Source organism: Tropicimonas marinistellae (assembly GCF_001509585.1).
In the GTDB taxonomy this organism is placed as follows: domain Bacteria; phylum Pseudomonadota; class Alphaproteobacteria; order Rhodobacterales; family Rhodobacteraceae; genus Tropicimonas; species Tropicimonas marinistellae.
Genome location: NZ_LNCI01000001.1, coordinates 634,485 through 655,819, shown reverse-complemented (window position 1 = coordinate 655,819; position 21,335 = coordinate 634,485). Strand labels below are relative to the sequence as shown.

The 21,335-nt window shown below is 63.0% G+C and carries 24 protein-coding genes; 15 read left to right on the top strand and 9 right to left on the bottom strand.

Annotation, left to right across the window (positions count from 1 at the left end; all coding sequences use genetic code 11):
- Positions 1-18 precede the first annotated feature (18 nt).
- Positions 19-1,101 carry an alcohol dehydrogenase catalytic domain-containing protein gene (locus ARC39_RS03080; protein WP_068109774.1) on the top strand — a complete coding sequence of 361 codons (1,083 nt, stop codon included), beginning with the start codon at positions 19-21 and terminating at the stop codon, positions 1,099-1,101.
- 78 nt (positions 1,102-1,179) lie between these two features.
- Here the strand turns inward: ARC39_RS03080 and ARC39_RS03075 are convergent, their stop codons facing one another.
- On the bottom strand, positions 1,180-1,440 hold the full coding sequence (locus ARC39_RS03075) for a hypothetical protein (RefSeq protein WP_068109772.1): 261 nt from the start codon (positions 1,438-1,440) through the stop codon (positions 1,180-1,182).
- Positions 1,441-1,709: 269 nt separating this feature from the next.
- On the opposite strand from ARC39_RS03075, the gene ARC39_RS03070 reads away from it, so the two are divergent.
- Complete coding sequence (locus tag ARC39_RS03070; protein WP_068109769.1) at positions 1,710-2,954, top strand: mandelate racemase/muconate lactonizing enzyme family protein; 1,245 nt, start codon at positions 1,710-1,712, stop codon at positions 2,952-2,954.
- 110 nt (positions 2,955-3,064) lie between these two features.
- The gene (locus ARC39_RS03065) at positions 3,065-3,247 is read left to right on the top strand and encodes a hypothetical protein (RefSeq protein WP_068109766.1); all 183 of its coding nucleotides are present in this window, start codon (positions 3,065-3,067) and stop codon (positions 3,245-3,247) included.
- 44 nt (positions 3,248-3,291) lie between these two features.
- Here ARC39_RS03065 and ARC39_RS03060 read toward each other — a convergent pair whose 3' ends face one another.
- On the bottom strand, positions 3,292-3,567 hold the full coding sequence (locus ARC39_RS03060) for a hypothetical protein (RefSeq protein ID WP_068109764.1): 276 nt from the start codon (positions 3,565-3,567) through the stop codon (positions 3,292-3,294).
- 113 nt (positions 3,568-3,680) lie between these two features.
- Complete coding sequence (locus tag ARC39_RS03055) at positions 3,681-4,442, bottom strand: alpha/beta fold hydrolase (protein ID WP_068109761.1); 762 nt, start codon at positions 4,440-4,442, stop codon at positions 3,681-3,683.
- A gap of 83 nt (positions 4,443-4,525) precedes the next feature.
- On the opposite strand from ARC39_RS03055, the gene ARC39_RS03050 reads away from it, so the two are divergent.
- The 3 genes from ARC39_RS03050 to ARC39_RS25165 all read left to right on the top strand — a co-directional run bounded on the left by ARC39_RS03050 (position 4,526) and on the right by ARC39_RS25165 (position 5,624).
- Positions 4,526-4,900 carry a hypothetical protein gene (locus ARC39_RS03050; RefSeq protein ID WP_068109758.1) on the top strand — a complete coding sequence of 125 codons (375 nt, stop codon included), beginning with the start codon at positions 4,526-4,528 and terminating at the stop codon, positions 4,898-4,900.
- A 219-nt stretch (positions 4,901-5,119) separates the two neighbouring features.
- The gene (locus tag ARC39_RS03045; RefSeq protein WP_068109756.1) at positions 5,120-5,419 is read left to right on the top strand and encodes a type II toxin-antitoxin system Phd/YefM family antitoxin; all 300 of its coding nucleotides are present in this window, start codon (positions 5,120-5,122) and stop codon (positions 5,417-5,419) included.
- Between the two features lie 70 nt (positions 5,420-5,489).
- Positions 5,490-5,624: an entericidin A/B family lipoprotein gene (locus tag ARC39_RS25165; RefSeq protein ID WP_078059034.1), complete on the top strand. Its 135-nt coding sequence runs from the start codon at positions 5,490-5,492 to the stop codon at positions 5,622-5,624.
- A 4-nt stretch (positions 5,625-5,628) separates the two neighbouring features.
- On the opposite strand, the gene ARC39_RS03040 is transcribed toward ARC39_RS25165, so the two are convergent.
- Complete coding sequence (locus tag ARC39_RS03040) at positions 5,629-5,805, bottom strand: CTP synthetase (RefSeq protein WP_068110136.1); 177 nt, start codon at positions 5,803-5,805, stop codon at positions 5,629-5,631.
- Between the two features lie 357 nt (positions 5,806-6,162).
- Between ARC39_RS03040 and ARC39_RS03035 the strand changes: the two genes are divergently transcribed.
- A complete protein-coding gene (locus ARC39_RS03035; RefSeq protein ID WP_068109753.1) occupies positions 6,163-7,062 on the top strand; it encodes a sulfotransferase domain-containing protein in 900 nt (299 codons plus the stop codon).
- A 128-nt stretch (positions 7,063-7,190) separates the two neighbouring features.
- Here ARC39_RS03035 and ARC39_RS03030 read toward each other — a convergent pair whose 3' ends face one another.
- The 5 genes from ARC39_RS03030 to ARC39_RS03010 form a co-directional block, all read right to left on the bottom strand.
- Entirely contained in the window at positions 7,191-7,565 is a 375-nt protein-coding gene (locus ARC39_RS03030; protein WP_068109750.1) for a hypothetical protein, read from the bottom strand.
- 151 nt (positions 7,566-7,716) lie between these two features.
- A complete protein-coding gene (locus ARC39_RS03025; protein ID WP_149866284.1) occupies positions 7,717-8,073 on the bottom strand; it encodes a hypothetical protein in 357 nt (118 codons plus the stop codon).
- 160 nt (positions 8,074-8,233) lie between these two features.
- Positions 8,234-8,563 (bottom strand): GYD domain-containing protein, encoded by a 330-nt coding sequence (locus tag ARC39_RS03020; protein WP_068109743.1) that lies wholly within the window; start codon positions 8,561-8,563, stop codon positions 8,234-8,236.
- Between the two features lie 197 nt (positions 8,564-8,760).
- Positions 8,761-9,549: a hypothetical protein gene (locus ARC39_RS03015; RefSeq protein ID WP_201455699.1), complete on the bottom strand. Its 789-nt coding sequence runs from the start codon at positions 9,547-9,549 to the stop codon at positions 8,761-8,763.
- 269 nt (positions 9,550-9,818) lie between these two features.
- Positions 9,819-10,187, bottom strand: coding sequence for a hypothetical protein (locus tag ARC39_RS03010; RefSeq protein ID WP_068109740.1), 369 nt, complete (start codon positions 10,185-10,187; stop codon positions 9,819-9,821).
- Between the two features lie 456 nt (positions 10,188-10,643).
- Between ARC39_RS03010 and rfbF the strand changes: the two genes are divergently transcribed.
- The 8 genes from rfbF to ARC39_RS02965 all read left to right on the top strand — a co-directional run bounded on the left by rfbF (position 10,644) and on the right by ARC39_RS02965 (position 21,257).
- The gene (rfbF, locus tag ARC39_RS03005; protein ID WP_068109737.1) at positions 10,644-11,426 is read left to right on the top strand and encodes a glucose-1-phosphate cytidylyltransferase; all 783 of its coding nucleotides are present in this window, start codon (positions 10,644-10,646) and stop codon (positions 11,424-11,426) included.
- 1 nt (position 11,427) lies between these two features.
- On the top strand, positions 11,428-13,722 hold the full coding sequence (locus ARC39_RS25930) for an NAD-dependent epimerase/dehydratase family protein (RefSeq protein WP_078059033.1): 2,295 nt from the start codon (positions 11,428-11,430) through the stop codon (positions 13,720-13,722).
- Positions 13,719-14,918: a class I SAM-dependent methyltransferase gene (locus ARC39_RS02990; protein ID WP_236545102.1), complete on the top strand. Its 1,200-nt coding sequence runs from the start codon at positions 13,719-13,721 to the stop codon at positions 14,916-14,918. Before ARC39_RS25930 ends, ARC39_RS02990 begins: the two co-directional genes overlap by 4 nt.
- Positions 14,919-14,948: 30 nt before the next feature.
- Positions 14,949-16,448, top strand: coding sequence for an oligosaccharide flippase family protein (locus tag ARC39_RS02985; RefSeq protein WP_068109735.1), 1,500 nt, complete (start codon positions 14,949-14,951; stop codon positions 16,446-16,448).
- A 157-nt stretch (positions 16,449-16,605) separates the two neighbouring features.
- A complete protein-coding gene (locus tag ARC39_RS02980) occupies positions 16,606-17,607 on the top strand; it encodes a glycosyltransferase (protein WP_161470925.1) in 1,002 nt (333 codons plus the stop codon).
- 46 nt (positions 17,608-17,653) lie between these two features.
- A complete protein-coding gene (locus ARC39_RS02975; RefSeq protein ID WP_161470924.1) occupies positions 17,654-18,820 on the top strand; it encodes a glycosyltransferase family 4 protein in 1,167 nt (388 codons plus the stop codon).
- 164 nt (positions 18,821-18,984) lie between these two features.
- The gene (locus ARC39_RS02970) at positions 18,985-20,304 is read left to right on the top strand and encodes a glycosyltransferase family 4 protein (RefSeq protein ID WP_068109725.1); all 1,320 of its coding nucleotides are present in this window, start codon (positions 18,985-18,987) and stop codon (positions 20,302-20,304) included.
- The gene (locus ARC39_RS02965; RefSeq protein ID WP_068109721.1) at positions 20,301-21,257 is read left to right on the top strand and encodes a sulfotransferase; all 957 of its coding nucleotides are present in this window, start codon (positions 20,301-20,303) and stop codon (positions 21,255-21,257) included. The genes ARC39_RS02970 and ARC39_RS02965 overlap by 4 nt, the downstream gene beginning before the upstream one ends.
- Positions 21,258-21,335: the final 78 nt, after the last annotated feature.

The following is a 21,335-nucleotide window of genomic DNA, read 5'->3' as shown; positions in this document are numbered from 1 at the left end:
GTCACGCAGGAAATCCCAATGCAAGAAATCCGAGCTGCCGTGTGTCGCGCTGTCGGCGCTCCTCTGTCCATCGAAACGCTCTCGCTCGCCGCGCCCGGCCCGGCCGACGTGCAGGTCAGGATGGAAGCGGTGGCGATCTGCCACTCCGACATCTCCTTTATCGACGGAGGCTGGCAAGGGCGGCTTCCGGCGGTCTACGGGCATGAAGGCGTCGGCCGCGTCACGGCCATTGGTTCGCAAGTCCACACCGTCGCATTAGGCGACCGCGTGCTGGTCACGCTGATCCGCGCCTGCAATCACTGCCGAAACTGTAACACCGGCCAACCGTCCCATTGCGAGACGGCACCCGATCCCGAAACGGGGCCGCTGCGCGACAGCAACGGGACGCTCGTGCTCAACGCGATGAATTGCGGCGCCTTTGCAGAGGCCGTGACAGTGCACGCAAGTCAGGTTATCGCCGTTCCGGACGGGATCCCGGCGGAATGTGCCTGCCTGCTTTCCTGTGGCGTGATAACCGGCGTCGGCGCGGCGGTGAACACGGCAGCCGTGCGCCCGGGCCAGACCGTGGTGATCGTCGGCGCCGGTGGCGTCGGGCTCAACGCCATACAGGGTGCGCGCATTGCGGGCGCTGTACGCATCGTTGCCATCGACCTCTCGGAGGAAAAACTCGCAGCGGCGCGCCAGTTCGGGGCTACGGACGGGATCAGCGCTGACGACCCCGACGTCGCCGCCAAAATGCGCGCGGTCGCGCCCCGCGGAGCCGATACGGTCCTGATCTGCACCGGCGCGATCGCCGCGTATCACACCGCCCTCTCGCACATGGGTCGGCGCGGAAAGACGGTGCTTGTTGGAATGCCGCACACGGGTCAGATGGCGGAATACGAACCCGCCATGCTGGCCGCCCTTGGACAGAGCATCACCGGCTCCAAGATGGGCGACGTTGTGCTGGCCCGTGACATACCCTGGATGATCGACCTCTATTCACAAGGCCGCCTGCTGTTGGACGAACTCGTCTCCGGCCGCTGGTCTTTGGACCGGATCAACGAGGCCATTGCCGATACCCGCGCCGGCGGCGCGCGCCGAAACGTCGTCGTCTTCTGACCCCGGTCACCCGCAAGCTGGCGGCGGCTCAAGCTCGCTTGACGACGGGCATCCGCGCCAACCGAGCGTTCGCACGGCCTACCGCATGGCCGACAAGTTCGCGACCATCAACGTGCGGCGACGGTCAGCTGCCTCATTGATCTGTTCGGCCACCCCGGTCGCGTGGGAGAGATGTTGTTCGACGATTTCTGCGTTCTCCCGGCAACACACCTCCATTGCGGCATGCATGGCCTTGTCGATGGCGGCCAGGATCTCCGCCTCATGTCCATCCGTGACCCCGGTTCCCTCGATCGCCTTGATTTCCTCAAGCGCTTGGTGGGCGATGTCTTTCAATGGCATAGCTCGGTCCTCCTCATCGCCTATCTAGGCATCCAGGCGCCCCGGTCTCAAGGGGATGCGACGCCATTGGCCCGGCGTTTTCCATTGCGCCGCAGCGGCTTCGCCTCCTAGGCTCGGTCCATGTTCGACGACTTCCCTTACCCACTGGGCGGCGTTCCCGACCAAGGAACTGGCGGGTATTCCGCGCCGCGCCCGGACGTCGCCGTTATAAACGAAAAGACACGCTCCCCCGCCAATGAGGCACGCCTGAAACATCACCGGAACAGCCCATGAAACTGGCAGATCTCGACATTCTGATTACCGCTCCGCCGCCGCCCGGCTGGGGCGGGCGCTATTGGATCTTCGTCAAATTGACCACCGCCTGCGGCATTACGGGTTGGGGGGAGGTCTATGCCGCTGCGGTTGGGCCGGAGGCGATGCAGGCAGTTATCCGTGACGTCTTCGAACGCCACATGGCCGGGGAAAACCCCGAGAACATCGAACTGATGTTCCGCCGCACCTACTCTTCCGGATTCACCCAACGACCCGATCCGACGGTAATGGGCGCGTTCTCCGGCTTGGAAATCGCCTGTTGGGACATCCTCGGCAAAGCTCGCGAACGTCCCGTTTGGGCGTTGCTCGGCGGTCGGATGAACGATCGATTGCGCGCCTATACCTACCTGTATCCCGGTCCGAACGATCCGCTTCCCGACTTCTGGGTCGATCAGAACGCTGCCGCGCGCGCCGCCGAAGCGCGTGTCGCTCAGGGCTTCACCGCCGTCAAGTTCGATCCCGCCGGGCCATATACCGTCCGCGGAGGCCACCAGCCCGCGCTGTCGGACATCGAACGGTCCGTGGCGTTCTGTGCCGCAATTCGGGACGCGGTAGGCGACCGGGCGGATCTTCTTTTCGGAACCCATGGACAATTCTCCACCGGCGGCGCGATCCGCATGGCAAAGGCGCTGGAGCCGTACCAACCGCTTTGGTTCGAAGAGCCCGTCCCTCCTGACAACGTGGGGGCCATGGCACGCGTGGCGGCGGCCACATCGATTCCCGTTGCGGCTGGCGAGCGCCTGACAACCAAGGCGGAGTTCGCGCCCGTGCTTCGCAATGGTGCCGCATCGATCCTGCAACCGGCCACCGGGCGGGTCGGCGGCCTGTGGGAGGCGAAGAAGATCTCGGCGATGGCGGAGGTCTACAACGCTCAGGTCGCGCCACATCTCTATGCCGGCCCAGTTGAGTGGGCCGCAAACGTGCATTTGGCGACGACGCTACCCAACTTGCTGATGGTAGAGACTATTGAGACGGGCGGCCCGTTCCACCGCGCGTTGATCGGCGATACGATTTCGTTCGATGCCGGATACCTCATCCCGCCGGAGGCACCTGGCCTCGGCATCGACGTGGACGAAGCACTAGCACGGGCGCACCCATGGAACGGTACCGGCCTGCATCTGGAGATGCAGGAAGCCCCTTGCAGCTATACCGAGGAGAACCATTTTGCCGGCGGCGCACCACCGCCCGTCCCCGAGGAATGAATGCCCCGGAGAAAGACGTATCTTCGCTACCGCTTCTTGATACGAATCAAGGCGGACCGACAAAGCGGCCGTTATCCGGCCACCTGTCTTCTCGCTGAAAGGGCCATAGCATGTTGCGACTGACGCTCTTGATCCACGCGCTCGCCTCCACCGTCTTGATGGGCGTTGGTATCGTCGCCGCTCTTGTGTTGGGCTTCGTCTCCGCGACGGCCATTGTCGCAGCCATCGTCGGCGGGTTGCTCCTCGGCATTCCGGCGGCGTGGCTGATTGCGAAGAAACTTCACGAGGGATGAATCTCCCTCAGAGAAGTTGTTGGAAAACAACTTGATAGATGATGTCATGCGACCCCGCGCACGGCCTCCGGATGATCCTTGATGAAATGTTGCAGCGTGCGGAAAAGGCTCTTGGCATGCGCCACGTCGTCCTTCCGCATTGCCACGCGCATGTCGTCGCAAATCATCTGCTGTACCTTCTGCGCACCTTTCGGCATGTGCATCAGGTACTCGGCAAGCATCGAGGCATCGAAATCCCCGATGTGTTCGTGCTCGGCGATAGCCGCGATCTCGTCCCTCGAGAGACAGTTCATGTCCTCGATATCGTCGAGTGTGATCATCCTATCCTCCCCTTTCGGCTGATCCACTGAGTGAGTGTTAGCACAGTATTTGACGCCACGTCATTGATTATGATCAAGGTGACATGCGGCAAAAATATGACGTAGCGGAAACCTCAGATGCTGACGTAGACGGCGACGGTCGCTTCGAACTCCCGTGGCCGGTCCGCGTGGAGCCAGTGTCCGGCGCCGGGGATTTTGGCAAAGCGCGCCGACGGGAAAAGGCGTTTTATTTCAGCCCTGTACTCGGCCTTTACGTAATCGGATTCCGCCCCCGACAAGAACAGGGCCGGGCCGTCGAAACGCCCGTCGACCTCCGGCCAGCCAAGTATCTTGTCCATCTCCTCCGCCAGTACATCGAGGTTGAGCCGCCATTTCGCGGGGGTTTTCTTCAGGTCCAGGGACTGGAGAAGGAAGGCGCGGATCTGTGCGTCGGCCACGTCGCGCTGCAATGCGCGGTCGGCGTCGCTGCGCTTGCGTAGACCCTCGATATCCAGCTCCTGCATGGCTTCGATCAGGTGGAGCTGGGTGTGACTGTAGGCGACCGGCGCAATGTCGGCGACGACCAGGCGACGCAGCAGGTCGGGCCGGGTAAGCGCCAGCATCATGACCGACTTCCCACCCATAGAGTGACCGAGCGCGTCGACCTTTCCTCCATTTTCCTCAATGACTTGCGCGAGATCCGCCGCCATCTCTTCGTAGCCGTTCGCCTCCGCCCGGAAGCTCTCGCCGTGGTTGCGCATGTCGACTGTGATCACGGGCCGGTCGACACTCAGGCGTTTTGCGATCACACCCCAGTTGCGGGCCGAACCGAAGAGGCCATGGACGATCAGCAGCGGCAGACCCTCCTCGGGGCCGTAGCGATAGGTGGCGAGCATGGTTTTACAAGCGAATCCTGAGGGTTGGGGCTCCTTGTTGATTGCCTGTTTTCGGGCAGGGATCAACGCGGTAGAACACCGCCATGAACCAGACTGCCCTATCCGAGACCAATGCCGCCCTCGCCGTTCTGATGCGCGAGAAACTCGGCGTTGGCGGTGAGGACCAGTTGGAGGTGAAGTTGCGCCGTGCCGGACGGCTGCTGCCAAGGGCCGTACGCAAGGACGCCAACTATCTGGTAGAAATGGAAAAACTCGCGCAGCACCCGAAGCTCTCGCGGCAGATCGACGGCGAGAGATTGAACCGGGCACAGGCGCATTTGCGCAATCACCTCGACACGATAGACCCGGCCGACCGGCGCAAGGGCCGGATTCTGGGCATCGTCGCGCCGCTCGCCTTCAACCTGCTGCTGATCGCCGCGGCATTGATCGTCTGGATGGCCTGGAGCGGCCGCCTTTGACAAACGATCCGGTCAAAACGACCGGAACCACCCCTTGAAACGACCAAATGCACGGTCTTTTTCATCGGCAAAGCGGTCGTTTTCGCCCAGACCCCGGCATTTCGGCCGGATTCCGCCGAAAACGACCGAAACGACCGGAACAAACGACCGGAAATGTACGCAACACCCACCGCGCGCCCCGGCAACGCCGCTTTCACCTGGCCGTGATTTGCTGCGCCCATGTCGATCCTGAGCCCCACCCCCCATATCCGTTCCGAGATGATCCCGGTCACGCAGTTCCGCACCAATATCGCGATGATGCTGCCCCAGGTCGTCAACATCCCGATGCGGCTCGTGCTGACCCGTCACGGCAAGCCCTATTGCGCCGTGGTCTCGATGCGCGACCTTACGATGGTGGAACGCTTCGACGGTCATTCGCTGGCGAACCTGCGGGCCGAACAGGACGATATCGCCTGCCGCTACGCCGCCGCGCAGGAGGCTGGGCGCAGCTTCGACGGTCCGACCATCAGCGGTCTGTGAGGCGGCTTGCAACCGGCTCGGGCGGGCCCTAGATTGCGCCGCCGAAACCACGACCCGGAGAGCCTCTCGCATGAAACGTCTGATCCTGCCGCTCCTGCTCCTGACCCTTGCTGGCTGCGCCACCGTTCAGGGCGCGGGGCAAGACATCTCCAATGCCGGCGACTTCGTCTCCGACAGCGCACGGACGGTCCAGAACCGGATGTGAGGGCTCAGGCGAGCTTCTGCGCCACGACGTAACTCACCGGAACCGCGACGGCGAAGCCGAGCGCGGCGGCCCAGACAATGGGCGCCTGGGTGTCGAAGCCCGCGACGAGCGCGGCGACGATGAAGATTCCGGCGATCGAGGCGCCGATCACGACGAAGAGCAGAAGGGCGAGGCGGAACATGTTTCCTCCGGGGCATTGGCTGCGGATCGCCCGAAGATGTATTGCCCATGTATCTTTGAGTCGTTGATCTGGGTCAAACTCCTGTACGCCAAACATCGTCGCCCCGCGCGCTGCAAACCGCCCGACCGCAACCGTGACCGCCGGGGCCAGTTCGTCCGATCCGACTGCCCGCCGATATGAGAGGATCATGGCCGATCTGCCGGTCGGGACGTCGGCTTGCAAACGACGCAGCCGCTGACGGATTGGTGTCCTGAAGAGCCCCCTGGACACGGAAAGTCCCTCGACAGATTTACCGGCGCCCCCCAGTATTGGCGAATTCGTTTCGCCGCTGAAGGTATCCCAAGGAAGGAACGCGCCATGGCCGAGGGGGATTTCGATCTGCCGGGAAAGACACGGGAACTGGTGACACCGTTGCTCGACTCAACGCAATGGAACGGGTTCGAGTTTCGTGATGGCGATGTCGTGGTGAATACCTATGGCAAGAGCGGGACGACCTGGACCCAGGCCATTCTGGTGCAACTCCTCCACGGTGCGCCGGAGGCGCCGCGTGTGAACAACATATGCCGCTGGATTGATTGCGGCTTCGGCCAGGAGGGCCGTCTGGAGGCGGTCGCGGCGCAGACGCATCGCCGCGTGCTCAAGTCGCACCTGCCAATCGACGCGATGGGGATTTCTCCGAAGGCCAAGTACGTGCACGTGTCGCGGGACGGAAGAGACGTGGCGTGGAGCACGCACAACCATCTCTTCAATTCCGTCGATGGCTTCTACGAAATGCTGAACAGCAGCCCGAGTGCCGCGGGCCTGCCGCTTGAACGGCCCACCGAGGATCTTCGAGCCTATTTCCACGATTGGCTCGATACCAGCTCCTTCATGGGGGCGGAATTCTTCGATGTCACGCGCGGCTGGTGGGAAGCGCGCGCGCTTCCGAACGTGTTCCTGCTGCATTTTCAGAACCTGAAGGACGACCTTGCCGGGCAGGTGCGACGCCTCGCTGAATTTCTGGATATCGACCTGGACGCGGACCTTTTGCGCAAGGTGCTCGAACACGTGAGTTTCGATCACATGAAGAAACATGCGGATACGATGTTTCCGGACCTGCCCTTGAAGGCCGGAGGCCGCGACTTCATCAACAAGGGCACCAATGGGCGCTGGCGCGACACGCTGACTCCCGAGGACAACGCCCGGTACGAGGCAAGAGCGCTGGCCGAACTGGGCGAAGACTGCGCGCATTGGGTGGCGACCGGCGAAATGCGGTAGACCTGTCGCGCGGCCTGCAGGGCCGTGTCGGTCATGCTGGGTGTTTTGGGAAAACGCGAACGGCGCGACCTTCGATACAGGCCTGAGCCGGGGGGCCCCCGCCCGCGCGGGGCGGGGGCGAAGGCCGATCAGCCGACGACGTTGTAGCCGCGCTGACGCATGCAGTTGCGGATGATGGTTTCCTTGTTGGACTGCTGCTGGAGCGCCCCGGCGGTGGCACCGGCGGCCGCGCCGAGCAGGGCGGCGTCGCGCGCGTTGGTGCCCTTGTTGTTGAACACGGCGGTCGAGCCGCCGGCGATGGCGGCACCGGCCAGCATGTTGCCGCCGGTATTGCTGTCGAAGGCCCCCTGCTGCGAGGCGAGCGCCTGGCATTGGGCCAGATCGCTGGAGTAGTTCGGGCCAACCGCGCCGTCGATAACGGGCTGGTAATTGGCGCCGGAATTGGCGCAAGCGGCCGTAATTGCGGCCAGAGCAATCGCAGAGACAGGTTTGATGAGGCGCATGGGGAGCCCTTTCGGCACTGTGAATTTTGGTGTCGTTGGATCCGCCCGCGGGCGAACCGTGTCAGGAACTTAGCCGAAGTACGTTCGGGAAAACAATCTTTCCGGAGCGGCGGGGTGGCGGATGAACGCCGATGCGAGCGGCGCCGCCCCGCTAGAGGTTCGGGCAGTAGCGGCTGACGAAGGTGCGGGTCTTCTGGCGCTCGGTGATCCAGTCCTTGCTGGTTCTCGGGGCCGACCCGGCGGTGAAGGCCTTGACCTGGCCGAGGGCCTGCCTGTCGAGCGACTGGATACAGGCATCCGAGATGCCCGCGCGGCGCAGGTCGTGTGCGACGGAAGCCCGCAGCTGGCTGTCGTCGGAACTGCCGAGCGTGACCGTCCCGCCGCCGCCGGTGGTGCTTACCGAGGTCGCACAGGCCGACAGAAGGGCCGTCGCGAGAATGGCGGCGGGCAGAATACGGATCGGCAGCATCGTGGTGTCCTTCGCTGTGGCGGCCCCTGGATGCAGCATAGCGGGTGCGCGTGTCAGGACAACGGGGATTGCGGGCGGGCGGCGATCCGGACCGTCCCCACCGGCCGTTGGCGCGCACGAATGGACCATGGGAGCGGTGGGGGGAGCGGCGGAGGGCGCGGCGGGCGGGGCGCCCCGCCGCCCGCCGCGCCCGGCGGTGTCAGCCCGGCGCGGAATAGGCCGAGGCAAGCGTGCCGGCCTTCTTCTGCATCTCGGTCAGTTCGGCCGAGGTGAAGGCGCGTTGGGTCTGCAGGTTGGCGACCGCGCCGGAAGAGCCGGCGACCATCAGGCAGGAGATCACGTCCTCCACCCGGTCGACGGTGACGACGATCATGAAGTCGCTGCTGCCGGTGGTGGCGAACCAGGCCTCCTGGGTGCCGCCCACCGCCTCCACCAAACCGCGGGAGATTTTCTCGCGGTCGGAGGGGCTCTCGATCATGCCCTGCATGGCCTGCTGGGTGTAGGTTCCGGTTACGATGAAACGTGGCATTGACTGTCCTCCCGATTGGGGGAACGGCCTTGCGTCCGCACCACGCGCAACGGCTTTCCGCCGTCTCCCCCGTGGACAGGGTACCACATTCGGCGGCGTCTTCGGACCGGCCGCGCCTTGGGTGCAGTCGGCCATGCCTGACCGGCGTCGGGCCGGCCATGCGGGGGGCGGGGCGATACCGAGCAATCGGCGCGGCTTCAGAACTGGAAGTTCACCCCCGCGAAGACGCCCCATTCCGGCTGGCCGTCGCCGCTTGTCCAGACGTATTTCTGCGGTTCCGCGAAGACGTTGACGACGGCGCGGTCGGTCCTGATCACCTTGCCCAGGCCGAGACTGAGGGGCACGGCGTAGTCGTCGGTCTCGAAATTGTAGGTCCAGACGCTCGCGGAACGCAGGTACCAGCCCTGTCCGAGCTGGTAGAAGCCGAAGGGCTGGAACGCGCCAAGGTTGACGTCCGCGCGGTCGTCGTCCCCGCCGACGCTCGCCTGCCAGGTCAGGAGATAGCCCCACTGGAACGTCGGGCTGGTGCCGTTGAACAGGACATTGGCCAGGCCGAGCGACCATTTGCCCGACCCGAGCGTGTCCTCCACCGCCGTGGGGGCCGTGACCTGCGGACCGATGCCGAAGCTGACCGCGGGATTGCCGGTGTCGAACAGGTAGGCGGCAAAGATGTTCAGATCGCCGACGCCCGTCTCGTCACCACCGCCGGGAAGCGGGATCGTGTTCACCGGCAGCGTCGCCCGCATCAGCCAGTCGCCGCCGAAGGCCCGGAACGGCTGCGCGTAGCGCAGGAAGAACTGGTTGGCGTCACGCCCGGTTCCCTGCAACTCGCCGAAATACTGGTTCTGGAAGTTCAGCGCCTTGGTATTGGCGAGCGGGTTGTTGGCTTGCGCCGCCGAATTATCCTCGGCCGAAACCGGCCCTGCGCCGGCGAGGCCGCCGAGAAGCGCGAGACCCGCGCCAGCCTTCAAAACGAATTTGGTCATTGAACGCATCTGCAATTCTCCCGCATCTGACGGTGGCCGGACACTTCCGCCGAACAATCCATGCCGGAAGCGGCCGCGGCGCTGCAATTGCGCCGACGTGGAGTGTATCACTCCCCGTTCTCGATGTCCGGAAAGAGACTCTGTTGATGGCAGGGATGCCCCCTCCCGACGGCGGCAGCCATGCCCGGCCCCGCAAGGAGAAGGTGCCCGAGGCGCGGCCGTATCGGTTCTCCCGATGGCCTCAGGGCACCAACAGTCTGAAATTTGAGTCATTCCTGAGCGGCAACAATCACGCTGGGCCGGGCGGGCGAAGGATGGATGCCTTGAACGTCGCTGAAGGTTTCTGTGCTGCGGTAAGTGATTTGGGAACTGCCAATGCCGTTAGTGAAGTGCACGTGCGCTCTCTGATCGGCGCTTGTCTTTAGCAAAGGGCCGTTGGCGTTGATGACACCGCCCCTTTTGCCGGCGGGCATGCTGGCCACCATCGCAGGGAGTTGCAGCAGGCTCGACGACAAGAACGGGATTTCCAGATGCGCCTGTACCAACTTCACGTTCGCTTTCAAAAATGCATGCCCCTGATGCTTGGTTGCAGCGGACTTCGGCTCACCGCCCTTCTTGAAGAATGCTGCAAGCGGCATCGACGGCCGCCTTTGCGCGTACGCCGTTGAAAACCGACCTGCTGCAGACGCAGAGGACGGCTCTTGGCATGGAGTATGAGCGCCTTTCAATTCAGGCGCATCGCGTTTTTTGCGGTGTGGGAAAGATCTTGGCCAACTTCCTGAGGGTCTGGGCGTTTGGGCCGAGCGTGACCTGCTTGACCCGCTGCCTGAAACTCCACTCAGAAATGGGTCCGGACAGCACAATCGGCCCGGTTCCGTGGGACGTGTTTGGACCCCCTTCTTGACGTAGTGTCAATCCAAGGAAAGCACGCGTATTGCTGCACCAATGGATACAAAAAAGCTCCTCAATAGACCGCTACGAAACAATGGTCTAAGCTTGGGGAACACGGTTGTTTGTGCGCTCGGGCGACGTTTGGGATGCTATGATTTTCGGCATTGGGTAGATCGTTCCCGGGCACATTGGAGGAATAACGATTGAAAGTCGCGCTGCTAGCCGGAGGCAAAGGTACGCGCCTTGCCGAAGAGACGTCTGTTCGTCCCAAACCAATGGTAGAGATTGGCGGTCGCCCGCTCTTGTGGCACATCATGATGCACTACACCCAATACGGGCATCATGAGTTCGTCATAGCGCTTGGTTACCTTGGCGACTACATCAAGAAATATTTCGCTGATTACGCCACCTTGACGGGCAATCTCACCATCGAGATGGAGCCGGGCAAGCCGTCTGTCGTGACCCGTCAGGAAGAGTTGCATGAGCCGTGGAAGATCGACCTTGTCGAGACCGGAATGGAGACCCTGACCGGCGGCCGGATCAAACGTCTGAAAGACTATCTCGGCGACGGCACATTCATGCTGACATGGGGCGATGGCCTGTCGAATGTCGATTTCGACGCACTTCTGGCGTTTCACCGCAAGCACGGGAAACTCGCAACGATCACCGCCGTTCGGCCGCCGGCGCGGTACGGGCACATGAAATTCGACGGCGAGCAGGTGGTCAGCTTCGAGGAGAAACCGCAGACGGCCGAGGGATGGATCAACGGCGCCTTCTTCGTTCTTGAACCTGCTGTTCTGGACTATATCGACGGTGATCTGGTGATGTTCGAGCATGCGCCATTGCAAAGGCTGGCCGCCGATGGCCAGCTCATGGCCTACAAGCATACTGGCTTCTGGGCGGCCGTGGACACGCTGCGCGAGAAGCAGGTTCTGCACAACATGTGGGAAGCCGGTGACCGGCCCTGGGCAACCTGGGAGAAGTGACGTGCGCGTACTCGTGACAGGCAACCGCGGCTACATCGGAACGATCCTGACCCCCATGCTCGAAGCTCTGGGACACCGTGTTTACGGGTTGGACAGCGACATATTCGAGCGCTGCAGCTTCGCGCCCGCCGGAGAGATTCATCGTGTGCCGACGCTCCGAAAGGACATTCGGGACGTGACACCTGAAGACTTCGTCGGAATCGACGCGGTGCTGCACCTGGCCGCCTTGTCGAACGATCCGCTGGGGAACTTCCGCCCCGAGGCGACCTTTGACATCAACCATGCCGGTACGATGCGGGTGGCGGAGGCGGCCCGCGCCGCCGGTGTCCGCCGTTTCGTCTTCTCCTCGTCCTGCAGCAATTACGGTGCGGCCGGAGACGACATGCTGGACGAAACAGCGGCCTTCAACCCGGTCACGCCCTATGGCGAGTCGAAGGTTCGCTCCGAACAGGATCTCGCCAGGCTGGCCGACGAGCGCTTCTGCCCGACCTTCCTGCGCAGTGCCACTGCCTATGGTGTCTCGCCGCGGCTGCGGTTCGACCTGGTTCTGAATAACCTGGTGGCCCATGCAGTCACCACCGGCGAGATCTTCATGAAGTCCGACGGCACGCCCTGGCGGCCGATCGTCCATATCGAGGACATCGCGCGCGCCTTCTGCGCGACGCTGGAGGCGGAGCCGGACGAGATCTGCAACGAGGCGTTCAACGTCGGCGTGACGGCGCACAACTACCGCATTTCGGAACTGGCCGAGATCGTGGCCGACGTGGTCCCCAATGCCCGTATCGCCTATGCGGAGGACGCCGGCCCCGATCTGCGTTGCTATCGCGTCTCCTGCGACAAGATCCGAAAGGCAATGCCGTGGTTCGACCCCCAGTGGGATGCCGTGAAGGGGGCCAAAGAGGTCTATGAAGCCTGCCTCACGGCGGGGCTGACGCGGGAGGATTTCGAGGGCGTGCCCTATCAGCGCATCGGGCATCTGCGGATGCTGACGGCGGAAGGTATCATCGGTGGCGACCTTCGCCACACCCCGCGAGGTTCCGAAGCGGAAGAACGCTTTGCCGCGCGTGCAGCAGAGACCGCTTGCGTGTCCTGCGGCAACGCTGGGTTGATGCCGGTCGTGGACCTCGGGCTGATGCCCCGTTCGGACGGGTTGCTTGATGCCGCGACCGCCGGCAGCCAGGTAAGAATGCAGCCGCTGCGTGCCGCCTTCTGCCCGGAATGTGCGCTGCTGCAACTGCTGGAGACGCTGCCGCCGAATGAGATGTTCGGTTCCGATTACCTCTATTTCTCCTCCTATTCCGAGGACCTGCTGACGCATTCGCGCGATCACGCACTGGAGCTTATCTCCCGACACGAGCTAGGCGGCGACGATCTCGTTGTGGAACTGGCCAGCAACGACGGCTACATGCTGCGCAATTTCGTGGAAGCCGGCGTTCCTGTCCTCGGTATCGATCCGGCCGAGAAACAGGCCGAAGCCGCCCGCGCCATTGGCGTCGACACATTGTCCGCGTTTTTCGGTCTCGGCTTGGCGCAGTCGCTCGCGCAGAAGGGGACGCGCGCGAGCCTCATCATCGCCAACAACGTCGTCGCCCATGTGGAGGACCAGAACGATTTCGTTGCGGGTATGAGCGCGCTCCTGCGAGACGACGGCCATGTCGTGGTCGAGTTCCCCTACGTGCGCGATCTGGTTGAGAAGACCGAGTTCGACACGATCTATCACGAACACCGCTGCTATTTCTCGGCGACCAGCGCAAAAAACCTGTTCCTGCGGCATGGTCTTCACCTGAACGACGTGAAACGCGTGCCGATCCACGGCGGATCGCTTCGCCTTACCTTCGGGACGGTTGCGAAACCGACGTCCGCAGTGGCCGGACTCCTTGCCGAAGAGGCGGCGCTCGGGATCGACGGTTTCGACTATTACCGCGACTTTGGGGAGACGATCCGCGCCTTCCGCGAGCGGGCGCGCGCGCTTGTGTTGGGCCTCAAGCAATCGGGAAAGCGTATCGCTGGCTATGGAGCGGCGGCCAAGGGAACGATCCTGCTCAATTACCTCGGTCTCGATGAGCGGGTGCTTGACTACGTTGTCGACAAGAACCCGCACAAGCAGGGCAAGTTCATGCCGGGCGTTGCCATCGAGATCGGTGCGCCGGCGCGTCTGCTTGAGGACAGGCCGGATTACGTGATGATCCTGCCCTGGAACTTCCGGGACGAGATCATCCGCCAGCAGGACGCCTATCTGGCTGGCGGCGGCAGGTTCATCGTGCCCATCCCTGACATGGAGGTGGTCTCCCGGTGACCGATAGGCCAATCGCGGAGCCCAGGTCGGACTGTCCGGCCTGCGGCAGCGGCGCGCTCAAGAGCCTGCTGCACTTGCCGGCGATTCCGGTGCAGAGTTGCATCCTGCTTGACCGGGCGGACGAGGGCGCCAGCTTCCCCCGCCACGAGATGCGCCTGACCTATTGCGAGACTTGCGGCTTCGTCTTCAACGCTGCCTTCGACGAACGGCTGATCGACTACGCCTCCGCGACGGAGGAATCGCAACATTTCTCCGGTACGTTCAACGCCTTTGCCAAACGACTTGTGGAGGAAATTGTGGCCACGTGGCCGCTAGAGGGCCGCAAGGTGCTGGAGATCGGCTGTGGCAAGGGCGATTTTCTGCGCGAGCTGTGCCTCGCCGTCCGCTGTCAGGCGCTCGGAATAGACCCAGGGTTCATCGAAGAACGGTTGGAGACGCTCGACGGTGGATCCCTGCGATTCCAGCGGGAGTATTTCAGCCCCAGGACCGTCAACATGCGCCCTGATCTCGTTGTCTGTCGCCATACATTGGAACATATCGGCGAGGTCCGCGCCTTCGTGGACAATATCCTGCCGCTCGTCGCCGGGCGGCCCGGCGCGGGGATCTTCTTCGAGACGCCGGATGTGGGGCGGGTTCTGCGCGAAGGCGCCTTCTGGGACATCTACTTCGAGCATTGCTCCTATTTCACGCCGGGCACACACGCACGGCTGTTCCGCGCAGCGGGCTACGACGTGACGGATGTGCGTCTGGACTACGGGGACCAGTACATCATCCAGCACGCGCGCCCCGCCGGCGGCACGTCTGTGCCACCGCACCCAGCCGAGGAACCGCTGGAGGAACTGGCGGCTGTCGCGGCGGCATTTCCCGCCAAGGTCGCAGAGGTGATGGCCCATTGGCGCGACTTCGTTATCCGTCGGTATCGGGACGGCCAGCGCATTGCCGTCTGGGGGGGCGGGTCGAAATGCGTGAGCTTTCTGACTTCGCTCGACCTCGACGAAGAGATCGCGCAGGTCATCGACATCAACCCCCACAAGCAGAACCGGTTTCTTCCTGGCACCGGCGCGCTTGTTTCGGCACCGGAAATGCTGTCGAAGTCTCCGCCCGATACGGTCATCGTTATGAATCCCGTATACTTGGATGAAATCGGCCGAAGCCTCGCCGACATGGGGCTCTCGCCGGAGTTGGTCGCGGTCTAGCGGCGTGACGCGAATCCGAGAGGAGAAGGCATGGCGACGGACGGAATGACGGAGAGTGCGGCGCTCGGGGATCCGGCGCAGGCCGCGTCCTCCGTGCTCAACCAATCCGTTGCCAAGAACATGGCCATGGTGGTGGCCGGCAAGGCGGTCGCCGTGCTCGCCGGCATCGCCGTGACGGTGCTGACGACCCGCCACCTCGGCCCCACGGATTACGGCCGTTACCGGGAAGTCCTGAACTACGTGATCTTCGGCTCCGTCTTCGTGGATCTCGGGCTCTACATGGTCCTGCTACGAGAACTGGGAAAGCCCGGATCCCACGCGCGCTTCCTTGGAGCCGCGATGGCCCTGCGGCTGGTCGCGACCGGCGCTGCACTCTTTCTGGCCGCTGTCGCCGGACTTTTCCTGCTTGACGATCCGGTCGTGCGAACCGGCATGTTCGTCGGCGCGCTCTACTTCACGGTTTTTCAGGCGAGCGAGTTGCTGATCGCGGTGTTCCAGCGGCACTTGCGCCAGGACCGTTACGTGGCGGCGGAAATGGCCGGAAGCGCGACGCTGATCGCCCTGACGGTGCTGGCCGTCGCCCTCGATGGCGGAGCTGTGGCGATGCTGGCGGCGCTGGCCGGGTCTGCGGCGCTGACGCTGGCGATGGTCTGGCGATGGGCGGCCCTGCTGGAACCGTTTCGGCCGGTCGCTGACGCGGCCTATTGGCGTAAACTCGCGGTTCAGGGGCTGCCCTTCGCCGGCTCGCGGATTCTGCTGATCTTCATCCTTCGGGGCGACATGCTGGTGATGGCGCTGACACAATCGTCGCGCGCACTTGGACTCTACGGGATCCCGACCAAGATCTTCGAGATCGTCGCATCCCTGCCGCCACGTTTCTCGGGCCTTCTGATGTCGGGTTTCACCGAGGCCGCGTCGCGGCGGGACTACGCGCTGCTCTCGCGGCACGTGGGCGAGGCGATTTCACTGATGCTGTGGTTCGGAACCGGCGTCGTGATCACGACCAGCCTGTTTGCGGAGGAGATTGTCGTTCTCATTGGCGGCGGCGCCTTTGCGGACGCGCGCGTTGCCATGGTTCTCATCGGTCCGGCGATCTCGCTGTCGGCCGTTACCAGCGTATTCCGCTTCGCCCTGGCCGCGGTCGAGCGGCAGCGGCAGTTGCTTTACGTTGACGGTGCCGCCGCGGTGATCGCCTTTGCGTTGTTTTGGCTGCTCATTCCGTCGCATTCCGGCGCGGGGGCGGCCTTGGCGCGCACCCTTGTCGAGACCTTCATTCTTGGCGGTGTGGCGGTTTTGGCTCATCGCGCCGGTATCAGGATGCCGATTTTGCGTAAACTCGCCGCCGCCACCGTAGCGGGCGCACTCGGGGCCGCAGCGATGTATGGGATTTTCCTGGCAACCGGCCAGTGGTGGCTCGGCTTGCTGCTCGGAGGGCTCGCCTATTGCCTCGTTACGCTCATCGTGGGGCTGCTACCGGGCGCGAGAATCCTGGGCTGGATTCTCGAAAAGCTCGCCGCAACGCGCGGATAGGCGCTGATTGGCAGGGATTCAGGCCGCGATTTGGCCGAAATCATTGCGCCGCGCACCCGAATCGCAGCCAATTGGCGAGAGGTGTGGGGGAGAGGTCTGCGTCGCGCCGGGGATTGAACGCTTCGCTATGGGGGCTCTCATCCGAGGGGTCATAAAGATGGACAAGGTTGACGAGTATCCGGGAAATCCGGCCGTGCCGCAGAGCGCTTCGCCGGATGCGACCATCGGGATCCCGGTCTTCAACGGGGAGAACTACCTCGAGGAGGCGATCAAGTCCGCGCTCTGCCAAACCGCAGACGACCTCGAATTGGTGGTGTGTGACAATGCCTCGACCGACCGGACAGCCGAGATCGTCAAGGACCACGCCGCGGACGATCCACGGATCACCTATCTCCGAAATGAAACGAATATCGGCGCGGCTCGAAACTATAACCGCGTCTGGGCCGAGGGTCGCGGCCGGTACTTCAAGTGGCTGGCGCATGATGACCGGATGAAACCGGAGTACCTGGAACGGACGATCCCGGTGCTTGATGCCCGGCCCGAGGTGGTCCTGTGCAACAGCCGTGTGGACTACATCGACGCCGATGGAACCGTGTTCGACCAATACGACGGCATTCTTTCGGAGGCGAGCCATGCCCGTCCGTCTGACCGGTTTGCCGCGATCGTCCTGAAATCCCATTCCTGCGTCGACTTTTTTGGACTGCTTCGGCGTGACGCCATGGAGAACTCACTGCGGCACGGAACCTTCCACGGTGCCGACCGCGCCTTCCTCGCGCAGATGGCGCTTCGGGGAGAGTTCGCCCATATACGGGACCCGCTGGTGGAGATGCGCGAGCATCCCAACCGATACACTCGGCAGAATATTTCCGTGCAGGCCCGGCAGACCTGGCACGACGGTGACCGCGGCCGTCGTTTCGAGGTTCCGTCGCTGATCCTCTACCGCAAGTACCGGGAAATCGTCGCGCAGGAGGCGTCGCTCACGCCGGAGGAACGGCGCAGGTGTAATCAGGTGCTGACGCAATGGTGGTTCACCAACTGGAACGCGGTGCGGGTGGCGGTGGATGGGGTATCAAACGTCATTCCGGGGTTTTCCACGTTTGCCGAGAACGCGAAGGTGCGGCTCTTCGGGGCCGCCCCTGGCCATTTCACCAAACGGTAGGCCCCGGATGATTGGCGCCCAGAAGATCGCTGCTTCGGAGGAGGTCATGGCGGACCGCCGTTTCAAGATAACGGTCGTCGCCGCCTGTCCCTTCCCAGCGCGCAGGGGGACACCGATCCGCGTTGAACGGCTGACCGAGGCGTTCCAGGCCGTGGGCAACGACGTGGAACTCGTGACCTACCATATCGGCGAGGCCGATTATCCGATGGGCTTTCCGGTCCACAGGATCTTCGAAAAGCTTGAAACCGGCACGATTGCGCCGGGGCCGACGCCGGCAAAGCTGCTCCGCTACGATCCGGCGCTCGTGGGATTGCTACGGCGACGGCTGCGCGCACGGCGTCCACAGGTGATATATGCTCATCACTTCGAGGGGCTTCTGGTTGCCCTCGCGGCGCGCGGGCGGCGGTCCATTCCGGTGATCTACGACGCGCATACGATGCTGGCGAGCGAATTGCCCACCTATCAATCCGCGCGAACCAAATCCGCTTCACGGCGCCTCGGCGCGGTTCTGGACGGCGCCATTCCGGCCCGTGCTGATCATGTTGTGACAGTGACGGAAGACATCCGCACCGCTCTGCTGGAGCGCCACGGTTTCGATCCTGGCAGGGTCACTGTCGCGATGAACGGCGTCGAGGTCGATACATTCGCGCCCATTCGCCGGAATGCGGTGGAACCGGCTACGATCGTTTATACCGGTACATTGTCCCAGTATCAGGGTTTCGGCGATTTGCTGATTTCGTTCGCGACCGCGCTCAGGTCCTGCCCGCAGCTTCGGCTCAAGGTCTATTCCAACGGCGATTTCGCTGATCTGGGCCGGCAGGCGGAGGCGCTCGGGATCCGCGCTGCAATTGATGTGGAACCCGATACCTTCGCGCATCTGCCGGACCGGCTTGCGCGCGGCGCGATCGCGGTTCTGCCCCGGTCCATCTGCGACGGCATTCCGCAGAAACTGCTCAACTACATGGCCGCCGGAATGCCCATCGTCGCCTATCGGGGATCCGCGAAGGTGCTCGAACACGACCGCAATGGCTTGATCGCCGAGAACGGCGACCTGGACGGGTTCGCTCAGCAGATCCTGCGCCTTGTCAATGACCCGGAGACGGCGGAAGAACTGGGCGCTAACGCGCGCGCCAAGGTTCTCGGCACCATGAACTGGAAAGCCGCCGCAAACACCTGCCACGGCATCTTCAATCAGCTGGTTCGGGATGAGTGACCTGCATCGATCCGGTTTGCTGTCGCGGTCAAATTCGGCTTGCTCAGAAATGTATACGCCCGCACGTTAGCTCATGCAGAGGCGGGAGCGGCTCCACGCCTTGTTGAGCTCGTGCGGACCTTCGATGTGATGGCAGCCACGGAAAGACGCCGGAAAGGATCGAGATGCGCATCGCCATCGTCCTCCAACCGCTAGACAGGGTCGACTTGCCATTCACGCACGGCTCTTCGCTGGCCATCGTCGGGTACAATTTCGCCCGCGAGCTGGCATCGGCGGGACATGAGATCATCCTCTATTGCGGAGGAAAGGAGGACGGACGCGTTCAGGAGGAGGGCAACCTCAAGGTCGTCACGATTCACACGCCATTAGACAAAGCGTTCAAGCTTGCCGACCGGGTCACCGGGATATGCGAGATATCGCCGCCACTGATGACACGCAAGAGCTACTTTGCCAGTTATTTCAAGCGTGTGGCGCAAGCCCTCGCAGATGACACATTCGATATTGTCCACGTCAGCACGTACTTTCAATTCATGCCAATCTTTCGCGAAGCAGCGCCGGAGGCGGCGTTGTTGCTGCACATGCATGGCGAGACGGCCTCCATGGCGCCCAGCAGCGTCCTCGAACCGGCTTTGCCGGCGATCGATCTCGCGATCGGCTGCTCGCAGTTCATCGTCGATCGCCTGGTCGAAGCGGCACCCGCCCTCGCGTCACGCAATGCGGTCCTGTGGAACGGTGTGGACCATGTCGGCGAGGACGACGCCCCCGTTGAGGATGCCCCGCGCCCCCTCGCCCACCGACTTCTCTTTGTCGGACGGCTCTCTCCCGAAAAGGGCATGCATGTGCTCATCGAGGCCTTCAACGATGTGGCCCGCCGGCGCGAAGACGTCGTCCTCGATCTTGTCGGCAGTGCCGGGCTGCTGCCTTACTCCTTCCATGTCGGCGTGTCCGATGACCCGATTGATGCGACGCTTCGCCCGTTCTACGGAAAATCCCTGCCCAACAAACTCTACCGCCAGATTCTCGCCAACCAGAAGGCGTTCCTTGTCGATCTGAAGGCAATGCTCGACCCCGCCTTGATCAAACGGGTGAACTTCAGGGGGGCCCTGCCACATGACACCGTTCATGACCTATACGCCGCATCCACGATCGTCGTATTTCCGTCGGTCTGGAACGAACCGTTCGGCATGCCGGTTGCCGAGGCGATGGCCGCCGGTGTTCCGGTCATAAGTACCGACAGCGGCGGGATTCCCGAAATCACCGATGGGAACACCGCCGGCATTCTGGTGCCACGCGGCGATGCGGCCAGCCTCGCGCGGGCGATTGACGATCTCCTGGATGCGCCCGAGCGACGCAGACAGCTCTCGATTGAAGGTCTCAAGCGCATGCGCGCGCATTTCACCTGGCCGGTGCTCACCAGGCAGCTTGAAGCGATCTACGAATGTGCAATCGAATTACGCCAAACGGCCCCCGTGACCGCTGCATGATATCCACCGAGATCATAAATCGCGCCAGACCCGGCCCGTTCGTCATCGTCGGGCGCCCGCATTCCGGTACACGCGCCGTTGCCAACGCGCTGCTTGAGGCGGGGGTCTTCAACGGTGCAGAAATCGCGGAGGGCTTTCTCGACAGCGAGATCTGGTTTGCGCGCTTCGTCATGCCGATCCTGAGCGATCCGGCCATGCCGGCGCTTCTCGATAAACCGGACGCCGCACACACCCTCATCGACGCGCGCTTGCGCGACACGCTCGACTTTTTCTTCAAGGGCCATGACCCGGCAAACCCGCGCCCATGGGGCTGGAAACTGAGTGAGACTCTGTTTTTCATGCGCGAGCTTACCGAGCGCTTTCCGGGCGCGCGCTTCATTCACGTTATCCGCGACGGCCGGGACGTCATGCTCTCCGATAGCGGCTATTTCCAGCTCACGATGCCGCCGCCGTCGGGGCGCGACCCGAAACGCCTTGCACGGAAAATCTGGACGCTTGCCACGAACAAGCATCAACGCTTTCTGCGGAATTTCGACTATCGCCGCTTTTGCGAGATGGTGACCTTCGGTGAGCACGGAATGCGGTTTTGGCACGACGTCGATCTATCGGATCCTCAGGCCATTGCCCGCAATCGCTATCGCCTCCAGATGCAATCCTGGCTCCATTGCGTTTCGAGCGCACGGGATATCGGTCGTGAACTTGAGCCGAAGCACTATCTCGAACTGCGCTACGAAGATTTCTGCATGGCGCCGCGAGAAAACGCGCGTACGATGTTTGACTTTCTCGAGATCGAGCCCTCCGAAGCTGTCTATGCCAATATCGAAAGAGCTGTCTCGCGCGCACGTATCGGCAAATGGCAACGCTTCAGCTCCGAGGACACCCACGAACGGCAGGATTTCGAGAACGCGCTCGCGCATGGTGGCCCTTTGCTGGCTGAACTCGGTTACATGTAATGAGCGGGCGCGCCGCAGCGTTTGGCTTTGCGCTTGGTCGCAGCAAGGGATTATGCGGGCAGCGCCGCCGCCGTTTCC

Coding starts and splice junctions, on each gene's coding strand:
- ARC39_RS03080 (WP_068109774.1), top strand. CDS start 19: ATGCAAGAAATCCGAGCTGCCGTGTGTCGCGCTGTCGGCGCTCCTCTG.
- ARC39_RS03075 (WP_068109772.1), bottom strand. CDS start 1,440: ATGCCATTGAAAGACATCGCCCACCAAGCGCTTGAGGAAATCAAGGCG.
- ARC39_RS03070 (WP_068109769.1), top strand. CDS start 1,710: ATGAAACTGGCAGATCTCGACATTCTGATTACCGCTCCGCCGCCGCCC.
- ARC39_RS03065 (WP_068109766.1), top strand. CDS start 3,065: ATGTTGCGACTGACGCTCTTGATCCACGCGCTCGCCTCCACCGTCTTG.
- ARC39_RS03060 (WP_068109764.1), bottom strand. CDS start 3,567: ATGATCACACTCGACGATATCGAGGACATGAACTGTCTCTCGAGGGAC.
- ARC39_RS03055 (WP_068109761.1), bottom strand. CDS start 4,442: ATGCTCGCCACCTATCGCTACGGCCCCGAGGAGGGTCTGCCGCTGCTG.
- ARC39_RS03050 (WP_068109758.1), top strand. CDS start 4,526: ATGAACCAGACTGCCCTATCCGAGACCAATGCCGCCCTCGCCGTTCTG.
- ARC39_RS03045 (WP_068109756.1), top strand. CDS start 5,120: ATGTCGATCCTGAGCCCCACCCCCCATATCCGTTCCGAGATGATCCCG.
- ARC39_RS25165 (WP_078059034.1), top strand. CDS start 5,490: ATGAAACGTCTGATCCTGCCGCTCCTGCTCCTGACCCTTGCTGGCTGC.
- ARC39_RS03040 (WP_068110136.1), bottom strand. CDS start 5,805: ATGTTCCGCCTCGCCCTTCTGCTCTTCGTCGTGATCGGCGCCTCGATC.
- ARC39_RS03035 (WP_068109753.1), top strand. CDS start 6,163: ATGGCCGAGGGGGATTTCGATCTGCCGGGAAAGACACGGGAACTGGTG.
- ARC39_RS03030 (WP_068109750.1), bottom strand. CDS start 7,565: ATGCGCCTCATCAAACCTGTCTCTGCGATTGCTCTGGCCGCAATTACG.
- ARC39_RS03025 (WP_149866284.1), bottom strand. CDS start 8,073: ATGCTGCATCCAGGGGCCGCCACAGCGAAGGACACCACGATGCTGCCG.
- ARC39_RS03020 (WP_068109743.1), bottom strand. CDS start 8,563: ATGCCACGTTTCATCGTAACCGGAACCTACACCCAGCAGGCCATGCAG.
- ARC39_RS03015 (WP_201455699.1), bottom strand. CDS start 9,549: ATGACCAAATTCGTTTTGAAGGCTGGCGCGGGTCTCGCGCTTCTCGGC.
- ARC39_RS03010 (WP_068109740.1), bottom strand. CDS start 10,187: ATGCCGCTTGCAGCATTCTTCAAGAAGGGCGGTGAGCCGAAGTCCGCT.
- ARC39_RS02985 (WP_068109735.1), top strand. CDS start 14,949: ATGGCGACGGACGGAATGACGGAGAGTGCGGCGCTCGGGGATCCGGCG.
- ARC39_RS02980 (WP_161470925.1), top strand. CDS start 16,606: ATGGACAAGGTTGACGAGTATCCGGGAAATCCGGCCGTGCCGCAGAGC.
- ARC39_RS02975 (WP_161470924.1), top strand. CDS start 17,654: ATGGCGGACCGCCGTTTCAAGATAACGGTCGTCGCCGCCTGTCCCTTC.
- ARC39_RS02970 (WP_068109725.1), top strand. CDS start 18,985: ATGCGCATCGCCATCGTCCTCCAACCGCTAGACAGGGTCGACTTGCCA.
- ARC39_RS02965 (WP_068109721.1), top strand. CDS start 20,301: ATGATATCCACCGAGATCATAAATCGCGCCAGACCCGGCCCGTTCGTC.